Annotated in this window: 12 protein-coding genes; 8 read left to right on the forward strand and 4 right to left on the reverse strand. The window is 64.7% G+C overall.

Translation table 11 applies throughout. From position 1 onward, the window contains the following. The first annotated feature begins 76 nt into the window (after nucleotides 1–76). Nucleotides 77–1,315 (forward strand): cation:proton antiporter, encoded by a 1,239-nt coding sequence (locus BUB04_RS03605; RefSeq protein WP_073037022.1) that lies wholly within the window; start codon nucleotides 77–79, stop codon nucleotides 1,313–1,315. A 592-nt stretch (nucleotides 1,316–1,907) separates the two neighbouring features. Beyond that, nucleotides 1,908–3,158, forward strand: a complete 1,251-nt coding sequence (locus BUB04_RS03610) for an MFS transporter (RefSeq protein ID WP_073037024.1) — start codon at nucleotides 1,908–1,910, stop codon at nucleotides 3,156–3,158. Between the two features lie 415 nt (nucleotides 3,159–3,573). Here the strand turns inward: BUB04_RS03610 and BUB04_RS03615 are convergent, their stop codons facing one another. Next, complete coding sequence (locus tag BUB04_RS03615; protein WP_073037026.1) at nucleotides 3,574–4,260, reverse strand: thermonuclease family protein; 687 nt, start codon at nucleotides 4,258–4,260, stop codon at nucleotides 3,574–3,576. Nucleotides 4,261–4,448: 188 nt separating this feature from the next. Between BUB04_RS03615 and BUB04_RS03620 the strand changes: the two genes are divergently transcribed. From BUB04_RS03620 to BUB04_RS03655, 6 genes are all read left to right on the forward strand, one after another. Then, nucleotides 4,449–4,949 (forward strand): hydrogenase maturation protease, encoded by a 501-nt coding sequence (locus tag BUB04_RS03620; RefSeq protein WP_073037028.1) that lies wholly within the window; start codon nucleotides 4,449–4,451, stop codon nucleotides 4,947–4,949. 163 nt (nucleotides 4,950–5,112) lie between these two features. Then, complete coding sequence (locus BUB04_RS20045; RefSeq protein ID WP_281246576.1) at nucleotides 5,113–8,163, forward strand: FAD-dependent oxidoreductase; 3,051 nt, start codon at nucleotides 5,113–5,115, stop codon at nucleotides 8,161–8,163. A 278-nt stretch (nucleotides 8,164–8,441) separates the two neighbouring features. Continuing rightward, a complete protein-coding gene (locus BUB04_RS19775; RefSeq protein ID WP_245795116.1) occupies nucleotides 8,442–8,873 on the forward strand; it encodes a hydrogenase iron-sulfur subunit in 432 nt (143 codons plus the stop codon). Between the two features lie 43 nt (nucleotides 8,874–8,916). After that, nucleotides 8,917–10,029 (forward strand): Coenzyme F420 hydrogenase/dehydrogenase, beta subunit C-terminal domain, encoded by a 1,113-nt coding sequence (locus tag BUB04_RS03645; RefSeq protein WP_073037038.1) that lies wholly within the window; start codon nucleotides 8,917–8,919, stop codon nucleotides 10,027–10,029. Nucleotides 10,030–10,035: 6 nt separating this feature from the next. Further along, complete coding sequence (locus tag BUB04_RS03650; protein WP_073037040.1) at nucleotides 10,036–10,974, forward strand: NADH-quinone oxidoreductase subunit B family protein; 939 nt, start codon at nucleotides 10,036–10,038, stop codon at nucleotides 10,972–10,974. Nucleotides 10,975–10,977: 3 nt separating this feature from the next. Next, nucleotides 10,978–12,432 carry a Ni/Fe hydrogenase subunit alpha gene (locus tag BUB04_RS03655; protein WP_084076104.1) on the forward strand — a complete coding sequence of 485 codons (1,455 nt, stop codon included), beginning with the start codon at nucleotides 10,978–10,980 and terminating at the stop codon, nucleotides 12,430–12,432. A 68-nt stretch (nucleotides 12,433–12,500) separates the two neighbouring features. On the opposite strand, the gene glpK is transcribed toward BUB04_RS03655, so the two are convergent. The 3 genes from glpK to glpA all read right to left on the reverse strand — a co-directional run bounded on the left by glpK (nucleotide 12,501) and on the right by glpA (nucleotide 17,044). Then, nucleotides 12,501–14,012, reverse strand: a complete 1,512-nt coding sequence (gene glpK / locus BUB04_RS03660) for a glycerol kinase GlpK (protein ID WP_073037044.1) — start codon at nucleotides 14,010–14,012, stop codon at nucleotides 12,501–12,503. 174 nt (nucleotides 14,013–14,186) lie between these two features. Next, nucleotides 14,187–15,470, reverse strand: a complete 1,284-nt coding sequence (gene glpB / locus BUB04_RS03665) for a glycerol-3-phosphate dehydrogenase subunit GlpB (RefSeq protein ID WP_073037046.1) — start codon at nucleotides 15,468–15,470, stop codon at nucleotides 14,187–14,189. Next, entirely contained in the window at nucleotides 15,467–17,044 is a 1,578-nt protein-coding gene (glpA, locus tag BUB04_RS03670) for an anaerobic glycerol-3-phosphate dehydrogenase subunit GlpA (RefSeq protein WP_073037048.1), read from the reverse strand. Before glpA ends, glpB begins: the two co-directional genes overlap by 4 nt. Between the last annotated feature and the right edge of the window lie 167 nt (nucleotides 17,045–17,211).

Raw genomic sequence — 17,211 nt, forward strand, 5'->3', positions numbered from 1 at the left:
CTTTGACTTGACCGGCAGGGCGACCCGTTCGCTCTCCCGGAAAAAACCCTCGACTCACGGAGGTGACGAGCCGGCCATGACGCTTTTTCAGATCATCTCCATCCTCATCACCGTTTCAGCGCTCTTCAGCTATCTCAACCACCGCTTCATCCGGCTTCCCACCACCATCGGGGTCATGGCCATCTCGCTTCTGGGCTCCCTGGCGCTCGTGGCGGCGGGCCCCTTTTCCTTGGGACTGCAGCAGGAAGCGGTCCGGCTCGTTCGGAGCATCGATTTCGACGAAACCTTGCTCCACGGCATGCTCAGCTTTCTCCTCTTCGCCGGAGCCCTCCACATCGACCTGGAGGCTCTGGCCCGCCGAAAGTGGATCATCACCGTTCTGGCCACCGTGGGAACGGCCCTGGCAACGGTCCTGAACGGCCTGGGCACCTGGTTCGTGTCCCAATGGCTCGATTTGAACCTTCCGTTTCTCAGCTGCCTTCTCTTCGGGGCCCTCATCGCCCCGACGGACCCCATCGCGGTGCTGGGCATCCTGCGAAAGGCGGGCGTTCCCGAAAGCGTGGAGACCAAGATCTGCGGGGAGTCCCTCTTCAACGACGGGGTGGCCGTGGTCATCTTCATCATCCTCTTGGAACTGACCCGAGATCCCGCCGCCGCCACCCTGTCCCACGCCCTGGGCCTCTTCGTCAAGGAAGCCCTGGGAGGCGTCGCCTACGGCCTCGTGATCGGGTGGATCGCCTACCTCATGCTCAAGAGCATCGACGAGTATCAGGTGGAGGTGCTCATCACCCTGGCGCTGGTGTCGGGAGGCTACGCGCTGGCCGATGCACTGCACATCTCCGGGCCCATCGCCATCGTGGTGGCGGGCCTCCTCATCGGAAACCCCGGCCGCATGCTGGCCATGTCGGAACAAACCCGCCGGCACCTGGACACGTTCTGGGAACTGGTGGACGAGGTGCTGAACGTGGTGCTCTTCGTGCTCATCGGCCTGGAAGTGCTGGCGCTTGACTGGACCCGCCTCCACCTCACGACGGGCCTCCTGCTGATCCCCCTGGTCCTCGCGTCCCGGCTTGTGAGCGTCTCGCTTCCGGTGGTTTTGCTGCGACCCTTCACCAGATTCAGCCCGGGGGTGATTCGCATCCTCACCTGGGGAGGCCTGCGCGGCGGCATCTCGGTGGCCATGGCCCTCTCGCTGCCTCCGGGGCCCGCCCGGGACCCGATCCTGACGGCCACCTACGTGGTGGTGGTCTTTTCCATCCTCGTTCAGGGCCTCACGGTGGAAAAGGTGGTGCGCTCGGTGGAACATCGCGAATGAGCGGGCGGGGATAAACCCCGCCCCTACCCGAGAGGTCAACGTATTTCTGCTGGGGCGTGCTTTATGCCCGCCCATCGGAACCGCGCGTTAAGAAAGAGTCAGCCAACTAATATGAAAGAGAACCGCGAATGAACGCGAATAGACGCAAATCTTTTTAGTTGTAGGAACTGCGAAGGCTGCAATGAGGATGCCCGGCAATGCAAGGGGCGCGCAGCGACTCATAGAGAATGGCATATCGCGGCGTTCCGACAAATGCCCGTGCTCCGGCCCGCTCTTTCATCCATGCGGGGTGGCGCAAGGGGGACCATGACCGTTAATGTGAAAGAACGGCATAGGCCCGACTCGCAATCTGTAGGAGCGGCGCAGGCCGCGATGAGGGTGGCCGACAACTCAACAACCGCGCGGCCACGCAAAGAAAATCGCGCCTTGCGGCGCTCCCACAAAAAGCCCTTGCTTGGACCTGCTCTTTCATCCATGGGGGGTGGCGCTCGGACGACCATGATCGTTAGAAAAGAATCTCTTGCAGGGCGGTGATCAAAAGCTGTTTCAGGACAACCCACTGGGCGGTGTCCCGGCGAGAAAGGAGGAGGAGTTGAGAGGTCGGGATACGGGGGAACGTTCCAAAGGACGGTGGACCGTTTTCGGCCTGTCGTCTCTTCTCTTTATCCTCTCCCAGTTCTACCGGGTCTCCAACGCCATCATTGCGCCCGATCTGCAAAAAGACCTGGAGCTTTCCGCCGAAAAACTGGGACTTCTGAGCGCCGCCTTCTTCTACGCCTTCGCCCTGGTTCAGGTGCCCCTGGGCATCGCCCTGGACCGGCTCGGCGGCCGCCGGACCATGACCCTTCTTTCTCTCGTGGGGGCGGGAGGCGCCCTTCTTTTCGCCACCGCCCATTCCTTCGGAACCGCTTTTGCGGGAAGGGCCCTTCTGGGACTCGGCATGGCCGGAAACCTCATGGGCTCCATGAAGCTCCTCACCCGCTGGTTTTCGCCACGGGAATTCGCCACCCTCTCCGGCCTCATGCTGGCCATGGGAACCCTTGGCAACATGCTGGCGGCCACTCCCCTGGCAGCCGCCAAGGAGATGATCGGCTGGCGGGGATCCTTCGCCATGCTGGGGCTTTTCACGGCCGCCGTGGCCTTCTGTTTCTTCGCCCTGGTCCGCGAACGGCCGTCCGGCGAAGATCAGCCGGGGGCTCCCGATCCGACACCGGGCCCTTCCTGGAGAGAAGCCCTGACAACCCTTTGCCGCAACGCCAACTACTGGATCATCTCGCTGGGAACCTTCTTCCGGTACGGCACCTTCGTGGCCATCCAGGGCCTGTGGATCGGCCCTTACATGATCCAGCAGCTCCGCATGAGCCCCATCGCCGCCGGAAACCTGCTCCTTCTGCTCAACACGGGCCTCATCTTGGGATCCCCCCTGGGCGGATGGCTTTCCGATCGGGTGTTTCGTTCGAGAAAGAAGGTCATCGTGCTGGGGCTCGCCATGATGGTGCTGGTGCTTTCGGCCCTGGGTACCGGCTGGGGCGAAACCGGAACGGCCGTCCTGCCGGTGCTTCTTTTCGCCTTCGGACTTTTCGGATCCTTCGGAATCGTCATGTACGCCCACATCAAGGAACTCATGCCGCCGGAAATGAGCGGAACGGCCCTCACGGGAATCAACCTCTTCACCATGCTGGGCGGAGCCGCCATGCTCCAGGGGCTGGGCTGGGTGGTCGACCACGTGGTGGCCGTCGGGGAACGGACGGGGCCCGACTACCATCCGGCGTTTCTCATCTGCGCCGGGGGCACGGCCCTGGCCCTGCTGGGCTATCTCTTCGCCACCGACACCCGGCCCTAAAGGGCTATGGACAAACCGGCAACGGCAGCCTGTAGAATGGAGGCCCGCCACCATTTCGTATCTGACGGTCATGGCCCACTCTGCGCCACCCTGCATGGATGAAGGAGCGAGCCAGGAAACATCTCCAGTAGGATCCGGCTTGCCGGCGATCCGAGACGCGGCCAAGGCCGCTCCTATCATTGAAAAGATTAATTTGCGTCCATTCGCGTTCATTGGCGGTTGTCCTTTACTCCAGCCCCCATCACGCGGGGCCCGGAACACTGCAGGACGAAACGCACCTTTGGGAAGGCAGCCCCTGTCGGGGCCAATGATTATTCGCCCCTACAAAGGCTTATGGACTCCCGCTTCCGCGGGAGTGACGGTTTGAGGAGTTCTCGGACAGCTTCCTGGGGCGCCCTTCGTAGTGCGGCCCCTTTCAGCGGAGTCCTTCGCACGCCCGTCCGTTCCCGTCGCGGTCCAGGCGGTGCACGTCCCGGCCCGTGACCCGGAGGCACTCTTCGAAGCAGCGCTGGGCCTCCTGCCACGACGAAAAATCTCCGCAGTCCAAGTCCACATCGCAGCGGCACGAACCGCGAGTGGATGCTCCGGATGCGATGGATGCCGAGGCCAGCTTCGCGCCGTGGCGGTATTCCCAGGGAGGCACGGGATCCATCCCGGCCCAGAGCCCCAGGGCCCGGTCCCTGGCCGCTTCTTCCAGCTTCAGCAGACGCCGGCACCGGTCCCCATCCTTGCAGTACCGGCGATACACCCAGGCGTGGCCGGACGCCACCAGCTTTTCGTTGAGAAGCCCCCCGTCCGCCTGGACCCAGGCCACGGTACGCCCGTACCGGTCCCGGGTGACGGGTCGGACCGAAACGTCCCGTCCCTGTACCATCCGTACCACAAAGGCCATGGCTTCCGGACCGCCTTCCTGGGACTTTTCCGGGCAGTCCACCCCGTAAAGCCGCACCTTCACCGTTTCCGAGCCCCGAAGGACCGTGAGCGTGTCCCCGTCGTGGACCTCCACCACCCGGCCGGTCCAGGCCCAAGCCGGAACCCCCAGAAAGAGCACGCCGATTCCCCAAAGCCCCAAGAAAACCCCGATCCAATGTCGCCGTCTCATGGAACCTCCTCCCCAAGAGCGGTTCGCATCCCGGAGCGCGGCCCTCCCGCGCCAACACCACCCCATCCCCTGTGGACCGTATCGGCAGAAAGGGCCTGGGACTGAAGCCTTCGGGGAGGGTGTGCAAAAAGGGCTTGCACATTTGCACAAATTGCATAAGATGCACAGGATACCTTGCGGAGGCGCCCATGAATCACCCCCTCTTTTCCCAAAAATGTGTGGTCCTCGGATGCGGAAACCCGCTTCTGGGCGACGACGGCTTCGGCCCCAAGGTGATCGAACACCTGGAGGCCCTGGGGCCTCCGCCCCCGACCACGGCCTACGTGGATGCGGGCACGGCCGTTCGGGACATCCTCTTCGACCTCCTCCTCTCCCCCGAAAAACCGCAGCTGCTGATCATCGTGGACACCGGTCATCATCCCGAAAAGGCGCCCGGAGAAATCTTCGAAATCCGCGTGGACCAGGTTCAGCCGGCCAAGATCCACGACTTTTCCCTGCACCAGTTCCCCACCACCAATCTGCTCAAGGAGCTGAGCGAACACACGGACGTGAGGGTCCGTGTGTGGGTGGTGCAGCCGGCCGTCATTCCCGACCGGGTGTCGGAAGGCCTGTCCGAGCCGGTGGCCCGGGCGGTGCCGCGCATGGCCGAGCGGATCCTGGAGCTCATCCGACAAGAGGGCTGTGCCTGAGAGGCGGGCGGGGCCTGGCGGAGGGAAAATCCCGGGGGCTGACAATGGGCTCAGAAAGGGCGCGGCGGACCACCTGCGCTCCTCGCAGGTTCTTTCGGGATACGCAGGTTCTTTCGGGATACGGCAACGGAGTTCAAATCCTAGACTTTCGGGAGGTAACCTCATGAACCATGATCCCAGCGGATCGGTCCTGGTGGTGGGCGGCGGCATCGCCGGCATGCAGGCCGCGTTGGATCTGGCGGACTCGGGCTACCGGGTCCACCTGGTGGAACGGACGGCCGCCATCGGCGGGGCCATGGCCCAACTGGACAAGACCTTTCCCACCAACGACTGCGCCATGTGAATCATCGCTCCCAAACTGGTCGAGGTCGGCCGGCATCTCAACGTGGAGCTGATGACCCTTTCCGAAGTGACCCATGTTTCCGGATCTCTCGGCAACTTCCAGGTCACCATCCGCCAAAAACCCCGCTACGTGGACATGGAAAAGTGCATCGCCTGCGGCCTGTGCGCGGAAAAGTGCCCCAAGAAGGTGGACGACCCCTTCAACGCGGGCATGGGAAAACGCAAGGCCGCCTACATCCCCTACGGCCAGGCGGTGCCGCTCAAGTACGCCATCGACCCCGAGCACTGCATCTATCTGACCCGCGGCAAGTGCCGGGCGTGCGAGAAGTTCTGTCCCACGGGCGCCGTCAACTTTGAGGACGAGGAACGAACCGTCACGGTGAACGTGGGGGCCGTCATCGCCGCTCCGGGCTTTCGGACCTTCGACCCCCAGGGCCTGGACGTCTACGGCTACGGCAGCGTGCGGGACGTGGTGACCAGCCTGGAATACGAGCGGCTTCTGGCGTCCAACGGTCCCCACATGGGCCACCTCATCCGTCCGTCGGACCATGAGGAGCCCCGGAAGATCGCCTGGATCCAGTGCGTGGGATCCCGCAACATCAACCGGTGCGACAATCCCTACTGTTCCGGCGTCTGCTGCATGTACGCCATCAAGCAGGCCCTGGTGACCGCCGAACACCTGAACGGCGGCGAGGTGGAGCAGGCCGTCTTCTACATGGACGTCCGAAGCCACGGCAAGGAATTCGAACGCTATTACGAATCGGCCAAGGAAAAGGGCGTTCGCTTCATCCAGGCCCGGCCCCACAGCATCTCGCCGGGCGAAAAGGGCAAGGGTGCGGTTCTCGAATACGTGACCCGGGACGGCCGCCCCGTGCGGGAAGACTTCGACCTGGTGGTCTTGTCCGTGGGCCTGGAAGCCCCCGGGAATGCCGAGGACCTGGCCCGTACCCTCGGGATCGACTTGAACGAAAGCCGATTCGCCCGCACCTCCGGATTTTCCCCCGTGGCCGCCACCCGCCCCGGGATCTTCGTCACCGGCGCCTTCCAGTCCCCTAAGGACATTCCGCAATCGGTCACGGAAGCGTCCACGGCGGCCTGTGAGGCGGCACGAGCTCTGGCGGCGGCCCGCGGAACCCAGGCGCGGGAAAAGACCTATCCGCAGGAACGGGACGTGTGCGGCGAGAAGCCGGTCATCGGGGTCTTCGTCTGCTCGTGCGGCATCAACATTGCCAACACCGTGGACGTTCAGGCCGTGGCCGACTACGCCCGCACCCTGCCCCACGTGGCCCACGTGGAAAACAACCTTTTCACCTGTTCCGCGGACACCCAGAACCTGATCGCCCGGAAGATTCAGGAACTCGGCCTCAACCGGATCGTGATCGCGGCCTGCACCCCGCGCACCCACGAGCCGCTCTTCCAGGACACTCTGAGAGAAGCGGGCCTCAACCCGTATCTCGTCGAAATGGCCAACATCCGGAATCAGAACGCCTGGGTCCACCAGCAGGACCGGGAGAAGGCCACGGAAAAGGCCAAGGATCAGGTGAGGATGGCCGTGGCCAAGGCGGCCCTGAACGAACCCCTTCACCGCCTCAAGGTGAACGTGATCCAGCGGGCTTTGGTGATCGGCGGCGGCGTCGCCGGCATGAACGCCGCCCTGGCCCTGGCCGACCAGGGCTATCCCGTGACCCTGGTGGAAAAGTCCGACCGGCTGGGCGGAAACGCCTGGAAGCTCATCACCAACGATGCGGGGGAACCCGTGGAGCCCTACCTGGAGGCTCTCATCCGAAGGGTGAACGAGCATCCGCGCATCGGCGTCCACACGCGCACCACCCTGCGCTCCGTCACCGGATCGGTGGGCAACTTCCACGGCATCCTGGAAGAAGGCGGAGCCGAGAAGGAGATCCGCTTCGGCGTGGCGGTTCTGGCCACGGGAGCCCGGGAATCGGAACCCGCCGAATACCTTTACGGCCAGGATCCCCGCGTGCTCACCCACCAGCAGTTCGACACCCTGCTCCGGGAGCGCCCCGAGGCGGCCGGGCAGGCCCGGAGCGCGGTCTTCATCCAGTGCGTGGGATCCCGGGAGCCTGAACGGCCCTACTGCTCCCGCGTCTGCTGCACCCACTCGGTCAAGGCCGCGCTTCGTTTGAAGGAAGCAAACCCGGAGATGGACGTCTACGTCCTCTACCGGGACATGCGAACCTACGGGGAGCGGGAGCGGCTCTATCAGGAAGCGCGCCGCCGGGGAATCCTCTTCATCCAGTACGGCCTGGACGCCAAGCCGCACGTGGAAAAGGACGGCGCGGATCTGTTCGTCACCGTGACGGATCCCATCCTGGGCCGGCCCCTCAAGATCCCCGCCGACTACCTGGTGCTGGCCGCCGCCATGGTGCCCCACGACACGGCGGACCTGGTGGAGATGTTCAAGTGCGGCACCAACGCCGACGGCTTTTTCACCGAGGCGCACCCCAAGCTCCGGCCGGTGGATCTTTCCGTGGACGGTCTCTTCGTGGCGGGCCTTTGCCATTACCCCAAGCCCATGGACGAATCCATCGCCCAGGCCGGAGCGGCGGCGTCGCGGGCCGCCGTGGTCCTGGCCCGGGATGAGATGCTGCTGGACGCGGTCAAGTCTTTCGTCACCGAAAAGTGCGACGGCTGCGCCCTGTGCGTGGACGTGTGCCCGTACCAGGCGATCCGGCTGGACACCGTGGAAGAGACGGGGCGCCCCACGCGGCGGATCGTCACCGATCCGGCTCTATGCAAGGGCTGCGGCTTGTGCGCCGCCACTTGCCCCAAGGGCGGCGTCATGGTCCATGGGTTCACCTTGAACCAGCTGGAAGCCCAGGTGGAGGCCGCGCTGGGAAAGGCGGTCTAGGAGCCTGTCCGACAATGGCTCTCCAGGACAAGAGCCAGGGCTATGGCCCCTCTTTTCGTAGCCGCGGGGCTTCCGCCCCGCGGAAAGGACCATCGCAACTTCATGGAGCGACAGGAAATTCGCGATGGCCCATCCAACGTTCGGGGGTTCTTCCGCAGCCCTAAAGGGCTGCGCTACGGGAAAAAAGATCATCCGCGACGTTTTCGGACAATCTGCCAGGAGCCTGTCCGATTCCGCAGCCCGAAGGGCTGCTCTACCCTGAAATACGGAGGGAAATCATGTCTCAGACCTTCGAACCCGTCATCATCGGCTTTTTGTGCAACTGGTGCGCTTACGCCGGGGGCGACCTGGCCGGCGTCTCGCGCCTGCAGTATCCCCCCAACATGCGCCCCATCCGGGTCATGTGCTCGGGCATGGTGCACCCCGATCTCGTGGTCAACGCCCTGAGAAAAGGCGCCGACGGCGTTCTCGTCATGGGGTGACACCTGGGCGAATGTCATTACCTGGATGGTAATCAAAAAGCCCTGGCCCGAAGTGAAGGCATCCGCATCGCCCTGGAAACCGCCGGCATCGATCCCGAACGGTTCGCCCTGGAATGGGTGTCCTCCGCGGAAGCACCGCGGTTCGCCCAGTTGGTCACCCGGTTTGTGGAAAAGATCCGCCGATTGGGCCCCAATCCCCTGTCCATGGACCAGGCCGCCAACGCCTGAGGGGATTTGACCCGCAAGCCGGCACTTTGCCAACGGAGGGATCATGAAGACCTTTTTTCATCTCAAGCAGGAAGTGATCGAGCCGGGCCTGTGCCACCGGTGCGGAGGCTGCGTGAGTCTGTGCACGGCGGTCAACTACGGCGCCCTGGAACTGGACGCCGACGGCCGGCCCCGCTACAGGGACCCCGACCGGTGCATTGAATGCGGCCTGTGCCATGCGGCCTGCCCGGAAAATCCGGAACTGGAAGCCGAAACCAGGCAGCGCCTGGCCTGGAGCGCCCCCGTGGGCAGGGTGCTGAGCGTGCGGGTGGCTCGGGCCCTCGACCCCCAGGTGCGGCAAAAGGCCACCGACGGCGGCGTGGTCACCGCCCTGCTGTTGCACCTGTTGGATACCGGCCACATCGACGGGGCCATCGTGGCCCGCCCCAAGGGATCCTTCCGGCGCGAACCGCACCTGGCCGTCTCCCGGGAAGAGATTCTGGAGGCAGCCGGGTTCCATTTCGACACGACCCAGTCCATGGCGGGGCTCGGCAGGGAGTATTCCCATCGCCACGGCTTGGAACTGGTCAGCCCCCACGTGCTCAAGGGACTCCGCCGCGTGGCCCTGGTGGGTACCCCGTGCCAGATCCACGCCTTCCGAAGAATGGAAACCCTGGGGGTCGTGCCTTCGGAATCGGTCACCTTGTGCCTGGGCCTCTTCTGCTCCGGAAACTTCGCCTTCGGCGAAGAACAGCGCGCGCGCCTGGCCGAAGCGGGCGGCTTTTCCTGGGACGATGTGGTAAAGATCAACGTCAAAGAAACGTTCCGGGTGCATCTGCGCTCGGGTGAGATCCGCGCCCTGGACCTCCAGGTTCTGGACGGCCTGAAACACCACGCGTGTCGCTACTGTGAAGACTACGCGGCGGAAGTGGCCGACGTCTCCTTCGGCGGCATCAGCGCTCCGGAAGGCTGGACCAGCGTGGTGACGCGCACCCCCAAGGGCCGTGCGGCCTTTGTGGACGCCCTGGGGCGCACCTTGGAAGAACACGACCGCACCGGGCAGCCGGATCTGGCGGACAGGGTGCTGGAGCAACTCATGGGCGCCGCGGCCGCCAAGCGCCGCCAGGCCCAGGCCTTCCGCAACCGGCTGACGCCCGGGGCGTCGCAAAGGAGGTAACCATCCATGTCGGTAAAGGTAGCGAGCGAATGGCTGAACTCCTGTTCCGGCTGTGAAATATCCGTCGTGGACATGGGGGAACGCCTGTTGGACGTGCTCCAGATGGCCGAATTCGTGCACATCCCCGCCCTCATGGACCACAAGTATTTCGGGCAGCTGGGGGACGGACGCCATCTGGAGATCCCCGAGGCGGACGTGGGCCTCATCAGCGGGGGGATCCGTAACGAGGAACACCTGGAAGTGGCCAAGGAGATGCGGGCCAAGTGCAAGGTCATCATCGCCCTGGGCACCTGCGCCACCCACGGGGGCATCCCGGCCCTTTGCAATTCCTATCGGAACGAAGAGATCCTGGAGCGGGCCTTCGGGACCGAGACCACCGATCCCAACGCGTTCGAACCGGAAGAGCCCCTGCCGCACCTTCTGGACGCCTGCCACGCTCTGGACGAACACATCCAGGTGGATCTCTACATGCCGGGCTGTCCTCCCCATCCCGACCACGTCTTTTCGGCCCTGACGGCCCTGGTGCGGGGCACGGCGCCGGAACTTCCGGGAAAGAGCGTGTGCGACACGTGCCCCACCGTCCGTGAAGGCAAGGGGCAGCTCAAGGCGCTCCGCCGCTTCGTGCAGTCCCCGCACTACGGCGCTCCCGATGAGCCGCTGGAAAAGATGCGCTGCCTGCTGGAGCAGGGCTTTCTGTGCATGGGTCCCGTGACCCGGGCGGGCTGCGGAGGCGACAAGGTCACGCCCCGCTGCATCTCGGCCCGCGTGCCCTGCCGCGGCTGCTACGGCCCCGTTCAACACGACGGCAACCAGATGGTGGACATGCTCAACGCTCTGGCTTCCAACGGCATCGACGTGCGGTCCCTTCCGGAACACGTGTCATTGCTTCGGTTTTCGGGAGCGCACCGGCGACTGCGACCCAAGCGCCAGCGAAAGGAGGCGTAATAGATGGCTCGGGAAATCCACATCCAACCCATCACGCGCATCGAGGGCCACGCGTCGATCCAGATCCAGCTGGACGATGCGGGCGAGGTCCGGGATGCCCGCGTGAACATCATGTCCCTAAGAGGCTTTGAAAAGTTCATCGAGGGGAAACCGGCCGAAGAGGTCCCCCGCATCGTGAGCCGTATCTGCGGCATCTGCCCCTGGATGCACCATCTGGCATCCAACAAGGCCGTGGACCGCTGCTTCGGGGTCACGCCGCCTCCGGCCGGCCGGAAGCTGCGGGAGCTCATGCAGACCATCGCCCACGCCGAGGACAAGCTCCTGCACTTCTTCTTCCTGGCCGCCGCCGATTTTGTGATCGGCCCCGACGCGGACTATGCGGTCCGAAACGTGATCGGCATCGCCAAGGCCAACCCGGAACTGGCCCAAAAGGTGGTGCAGATGCGCTACAAGACCAAGATGATCCTGGAAAAGTTCGCCGGAAAAGCCATCCACCCCGTGGCGGGCGTGGTGGGCGGCTTCGCCAAGCCCATGACGGAAGAAGACCGCCGGGAGATCCTGGCCCAGATGCGGGAGCTCCTGGACTTTGCCCTCTTCACCCTGGAGTTCGCCAAGGAGAAGGTCTTTCCTCCCTATCTGGACGCCATCCAGACCCTGGGCGTCATCCGAACGGGCTTCATGGGCACGGTGGACGACGACGGAGCCCTCAACCTGTACGACGGCAAGATCCGCCTCATGAAGGCCGATGGTTCCTACACCGACTTCGACGCCCAGGACTACACCGACTACCTGGGCGAGCACGTGGAGCCCTATTCTTACGGCAAGATGCCCTACGCCAAGGCCTGGAACGAGGGCTTCAGCCTGGATTTGGAAGAGCCCAAGGGGATCTATCGGGTGAACACCCTGGCCCGGATCAACGTGGCGGACAAGATGGCCACGCCAAGGGCCCAGGCGGAATTGGAGGAATTCCGCGAACGGTTCGGACGCCCCGCCCAGGCCACGCTGCTCTACCACTGGGCCCGGCTCATCGAAGAGGTCTACGCCTGCGAGCATGCCATCGAGCTGCTGGAGGATCCGGAGATCTGCAGCCCGGAGGTGCGCACTCCCGCCGAGCCCAAGGCCGGCCGGGGCGTGGGCTGCGTGGAGGCGCCCCGGGGAACCCTCATCCACGACTATTCCACCGATGAGAACGGTTGCATCACCCGGGCCAACCTGATCGTGGGCACCACCCACAACATCGGCCCCATGAACATGAGCGTCAAGCAGGCGGCCAAGTCCCTTATCCATGAAGGCAAAGTGGACGAGGGGATGCTCAACCGCATCGAGATGGCCGTTCGCGCCTACGACCCGTGAATTTCCTGCGCCACACATCGCCTGGACGGCGATTACGGCATGACTGTCACCATTACGGACGCTTCCAACCGGGTGGTGACCCGCTGGCCCAAGGTTTCGACCTAACCAAAAAAAAGGGGCGGCCTTCCAAGCCGCCCCTTCTTCTTTTGGCTCCACGCCCCGATCCGGGCCGATCATTCCAACCAGCCGAAGGTGCGTTCCACGGCCTTTTTCCAATAACGATAGCCTTCCTCACGGCGGGCCTCGTCCATGGCGGGAGTCCACGTCTTGTCCATGGCCCAGTTCCGGGAAAGCTCCTGGAAGTCGGACCAGTAGCCCACCGCCAGTCCGGCCGCGTAGGCGGCGCCGAGCGCCGTGGTTTCCGTGACCTTGGGGCGCACCACGGGCACATTGAGCACATCCGCCTGGATCTGCATGAGCAGATCGTTGGCCACCATGCCGCCGTCCACCTTGAGTGTGGTCAGAGCCACACCGGAATCGGCGTCCATGGCCTCCACGATGTCCCGCGTCTGGTAGGCCGTGGCCTCCAGCACGGCCCGAGCCAGGTGGCCCTTGTTGACGAAGCGGGTGAGGCCCACCAGCACGCCCCGGGCGTCGGACCTCCAGTAGGGAGCGAAGAGCCCGGAGAAGGCCGGCACCAGGTAGGCTCCGCCGTTGTCTTCCACGGTTCGGGCCAGGTCCTCCACCTCCGCCGCCGTTTGGATCAGTCCCAGATTGTCCCGGAGCCATTGCACCAGCGCCCCGCCGATGGCGATGGACCCTTCCAGGCAATAGACCGGGTCGTGCCCCCGCATCTGGTAGCCCAGAGTGGTCAGGAGTCCCCGTTGGGAAACCACCGGCGAGGTGCCCGTGTTGAGAAGCAAAAAGCAGCCCGTCCCGTAGGTGTTTTTCGCCTCCCCCGGCTGAAAGCAGGTCTGTCCCACCAGGGCCGCCTGCTGGTCGCCCAAGGCGCCGCACACGGGCACCGTGGCCTGAAAGACACCGGTGCGCACCGTGTGTCCCCAGGTGTTGGGGTCGATGGACGGCACGATGCGCGGAAGCATTTGAACGGGGATTTCCAGGGCGTCCAAGATCTCCGGATCCCAGTCCAGGGTTTCCAGGTTCATGAGCAGCGTGCGGCTGGCGTTGGTCACGTCGGTCACATGGGCCCCGCCATGGGGTCCTCCTGTGAGCCACCAGATGGCCCAGCTTTCCACGGTGCCGAAAAGAGCCGTTCCGTTGCGGGCCGCTTCGGCGGCTTCCGGAACGTTCTCGAGAATCCAACGGATCTTGGGTCCCGAAAAATAGGTGGCGATGGGAAGGCCCGTCTTCTGCCGGAAGCCGTCCTGGCCGTAGGTCTTTTCCAGGCCCCGGCAGATGTCCGCGGTGCGGGTGCACTGCCAGACGATGGCATTATAAAAAGGCCGGCCCGTGGTCTTGTCCCACACCACCGTGGTCTCCCGCTGATTGGTGATCCCGAGGGCGGCGAGATCCGACCCGCTGAGTCCCGTCTTGCTCAACGCTCCCCGAATCACGGCCTGGGTGTTTGCCCAGATCTCCATGGGGTCGTGTTCCACCCAACCCGGATTGGGAAAGATCTGGCGATGTTCCTTCTGATCCAGGCCGACGATGCGGCCTTCACGGTCGAAGATGATGAATCGGTTGCTGGTCGTTCCCAGGTCCAACGCCCCGATATACGCCCCCATCGGTCACCTCCGTCTTGCGGTTAGGGTCTGAACGGATTTCGCTCGTCTTTTACAGGATTCGCTCCCGCCCCTACAAGAACGCATTGCCCGTTGGGCAGGGGCGGGGTTTATCCCCGCCCGCCAGCCGTGCGGCGACACCGAAACCTGATAAAAAACGCTGCGGCCGGGTTTGAATCAGCCCAGAAGGTCCGCCAGGGAGGCCACAGCCGACCAGGCGGTGGTCACCGCCAACCCGGCCCCGCACTTTTCCCGCATCCAGTCATGATGGGCCAGGATGGTCCCGGCGGCCACCAGGGTGGGAAAGGCCGGTTGCCCGGATTCGTCCAAAGGGCGCCACCGTTCATCCACCCTCACGCCGCTTCGGTTCACCGGGTGGCCCTGGGGATCGAAGAAATCCTTCCGGTGCCAGTCGTTTCGCGTCTCCGGTTGCACCACGGGAAGGCCGAAGACCGCCTCCCGGATGGCCCCGCGCTCCGCCTGCAGCCCCCGGCCGAAAAAGCGCCCCGTGGCCAATACGGCGCCCCGGCATTCGATCTGAAAGGAAGGGCGTTCCGCACCGCAATCGAAGAGAAATCCCCCGTCGTCCGTAACGGAAAATCCCAAAACCTTGTGTTGAAGGCGACAGTCGATGCCCTCCCGGGGGAGGGCTTCCTCGAAGAGGTTCTTCAAACGAAGGCCGGGAAGGGACGGCGGCATGGTGGGTATTTCGAAAAGCGGCCGCCCCAAGGCCGCCTCCAGCCGTCGAAAGACTTGTCCTCGATCGTGAATGCCGCACACGGCGGGAAGCCCCACGGCCCGGGCGTCTCCCAGATGGGGGAGGATAAGACCGGCCAGGCGTTCGCAGCCTCCGTCCGCCGCCAGATCGCCGGCGATCTGCTCCGGAAAGACCTCCCGGCCCGGCTGGGGAAAGGAAACGGTGCAGGCACGCACCCCCCGCCAGAACCGCTGGAGGTTCGATGCGGCCTGCCGGGCGCTGAAGCCCTTGAGACCCTCCAGGCCCACCAGGAGGCACGGAGCCTTTTCGTCCAGAGCCGTCACGGCGTTCTTCATGGTGGCGGGGACCGCATAGGTGGGTTTCAGGGTGCCGGCCGCCGTCACCACCCGAAGGTTGCGGCCCTTTTCCCGGTGGTAGGCAAGGCCGTTGTCGCCCAGAAAGTCCAGGAAGACCTCCAGGGCCCCTTCCACCTCCTCTTTTTTCAGCCGCGCATAGGGATGGTCGGGGAGATCCCGGCTCAGCGCCTCCAGGGCCGCCCAAGGATCGTCCCAGACGCGGCCCTCCGAAACCGGGTGCACCCCCAGAAGATCCACGAACCCGCTGGAAAAGATGAGAGGTCCCGTGGTGCCCACCACCGACACCCGAAAACCGTGGCGGGCGGCAAACAAGGCGGCGGAAAGGCCCGCCATGCCGGCTCCGATCACCACCACATCCGCGAAGCTGCGTTCCAGCCCGTCCGTCATGATCCCGCCTCCCCGCCGTCTTCACGCCGCGCTTCCAGATCCAGGCTGAACAGGGCACAATAGAGAGCCTCCTGGAATTCGTACTGCACCATGGGCTGGCCCCACAGGAGGGGACGCTTGCCCCGCCACCTTTCCCGGAGAAACCCCATGAGGCTCTCCATCCCTTCCCGACCCCGGTACACACCGGCCTCGTAGAGGTGGGCGGCAATCCGCTGACTGCAGAAATTGCCCTGACACGGTCCCTTGCCCACGCGGCTTCGCACCCCCACCGCCTCCAGCGTGGGGGCTTCCCCTTCGCGGCGGATCTGGTCCACCAGGGAATCGACCGTGGATCGGGGCACCATCTCGCATTCGCACAAGACCAGATCCGACGGATCGGCGCGCTTCACCCAGTGGCGCGGCGCCTTGCCGGGCTCGGTCCACCGCCCCCATTCGCTGGCCGGAAGGGGCTCCACATGGGTTCGGCACGGGGTGTCCAGCCCCAGGAGATCGCAAACCCGGTCGGCGGTCTTTTCGGCCATGAGCCGGTAGGTGGTGAGTTTTCCGCCCGTGATGGTGATGAAGTTTCCCAGGCCGCACACGTTGTGATCGATCAGATGGTAGCCCCGGCTCACCGTGCGATCGGCCCGCTTGCTGCCTTCCGCCAGGAGCGGCCGCACACCGCAGTAGGCGCGGATGTAGCGGGCCGAAGCCAGGGACGGCACCATGCGCGCGCATTCGTCGATGATCGTGTCGATCTCGTGCACTTCGGGATAAATGGCGTCGGGAGACGCCACCCGAACGGACGTGGTGCCCAGGATGGACACGGTGCCGCCGGGCACCACGATGTCCGCATCGGACGCGCGTCGGAGCCGGTGGATCACCCGATCGCTCACCCTCTGCTGGGTCACCACCAGGCTTCCCTTGGAATAGAGCATGTCGAAGCGAAGGCCGGCCAGGGCTCCCACCTGCCCCGCCCAGGCTCCCGCCGCGTTGACCACCACCCGGGGTTCCAGCACCGTCTCCTCACCCGTTCGGGTGTGCCGCAGCCTCACCCGCACGATCCGGCCATCGTCCCGCTCCAGGGCTTCCACCCGGGTGTGGGTCATGAGGCGCGCGCCCAGAGCGCAGGCCTGGGCCATGTTGTCCAGGGTGAGCATGAAAGGATCCACGGCGGCGTCCCGCAGGCCATAGGCCGCAATCACCCGATCCGAGAGCTCGGGCTCCATCTCCCGGGCTTCCGAAACCGCAACCGGCTCGACCTCCACCCCGCAGCGGGCGCACAACTGTGGGAAATCCGCCACGTACCTTTCGTCGTCGCCCTCCAGCGCCACGTAGATGCTTCCCGTATCTTCGATGCACTGGGGCGCCAGGCGTTTCAAAAGCGCGCTCTCCTGCGCACATTCGCGCGCCGCCTCCAGATCGTTTCCCACGTAGCGGCCGCCCCCGTGGAGCAGCCCGTGGTTCGCTCCCGACGCGCCGGCGGTGAGGTCCTTCTTTTCCACCACCACGCACTGAACGCCGCGAAGCGCCAGATCCCGGGCCAACCCCGTCCCCGTAACGCCGCCTCCGATGATGACCACCTGCGTTTCCACCGACCCCGCCCCTCCTGCGCCCGCCGTCTCTGCTGGGAAGACCCTCACCTTTTCGCTTGAGAACCTTTCCGACGGGTGCTACCATGGGTTTCGCTTCAAGTGCCCGGATTAAGGCACATCTTTCCATCACTTTTCGGTAGCACAACGGCCCGGGGATGTCACCCATT

Origin of the sequence: Desulfacinum infernum DSM 9756 (assembly GCF_900129305.1) — a bacterium.
GTDB lineage: Bacteria > Desulfobacterota > Syntrophobacteria > Syntrophobacterales > DSM-9756 > Desulfacinum > Desulfacinum infernum.

What these genes read in the sequence shown, in the direction of transcription:
- BUB04_RS03605 (WP_073037022.1), top strand. Translation starts at nt 77, where the DNA reads ATGACGCTTTTTCAGATCATCTCCATCCTCATCACCGTTTCAGCGCTC.
- BUB04_RS03615 (WP_073037026.1), bottom strand. Translation starts at nt 4,260, where the DNA reads ATGAGACGGCGACATTGGATCGGGGTTTTCTTGGGGCTTTGGGGAATC.
- BUB04_RS03620 (WP_073037028.1), top strand. Translation starts at nt 4,449, where the DNA reads ATGAATCACCCCCTCTTTTCCCAAAAATGTGTGGTCCTCGGATGCGGA.
- BUB04_RS03645 (WP_073037038.1), top strand. Translation starts at nt 8,917, where the DNA reads ATGAAGACCTTTTTTCATCTCAAGCAGGAAGTGATCGAGCCGGGCCTG.
- BUB04_RS03650 (WP_073037040.1), top strand. Translation starts at nt 10,036, where the DNA reads ATGTCGGTAAAGGTAGCGAGCGAATGGCTGAACTCCTGTTCCGGCTGT.
- glpK (WP_073037044.1), bottom strand. Translation starts at nt 14,012, where the DNA reads ATGGGGGCGTATATCGGGGCGTTGGACCTGGGAACGACCAGCAACCGA.
- glpB (WP_073037046.1), bottom strand. Translation starts at nt 15,470, where the DNA reads ATGACGGACGGGCTGGAACGCAGCTTCGCGGATGTGGTGGTGATCGGA.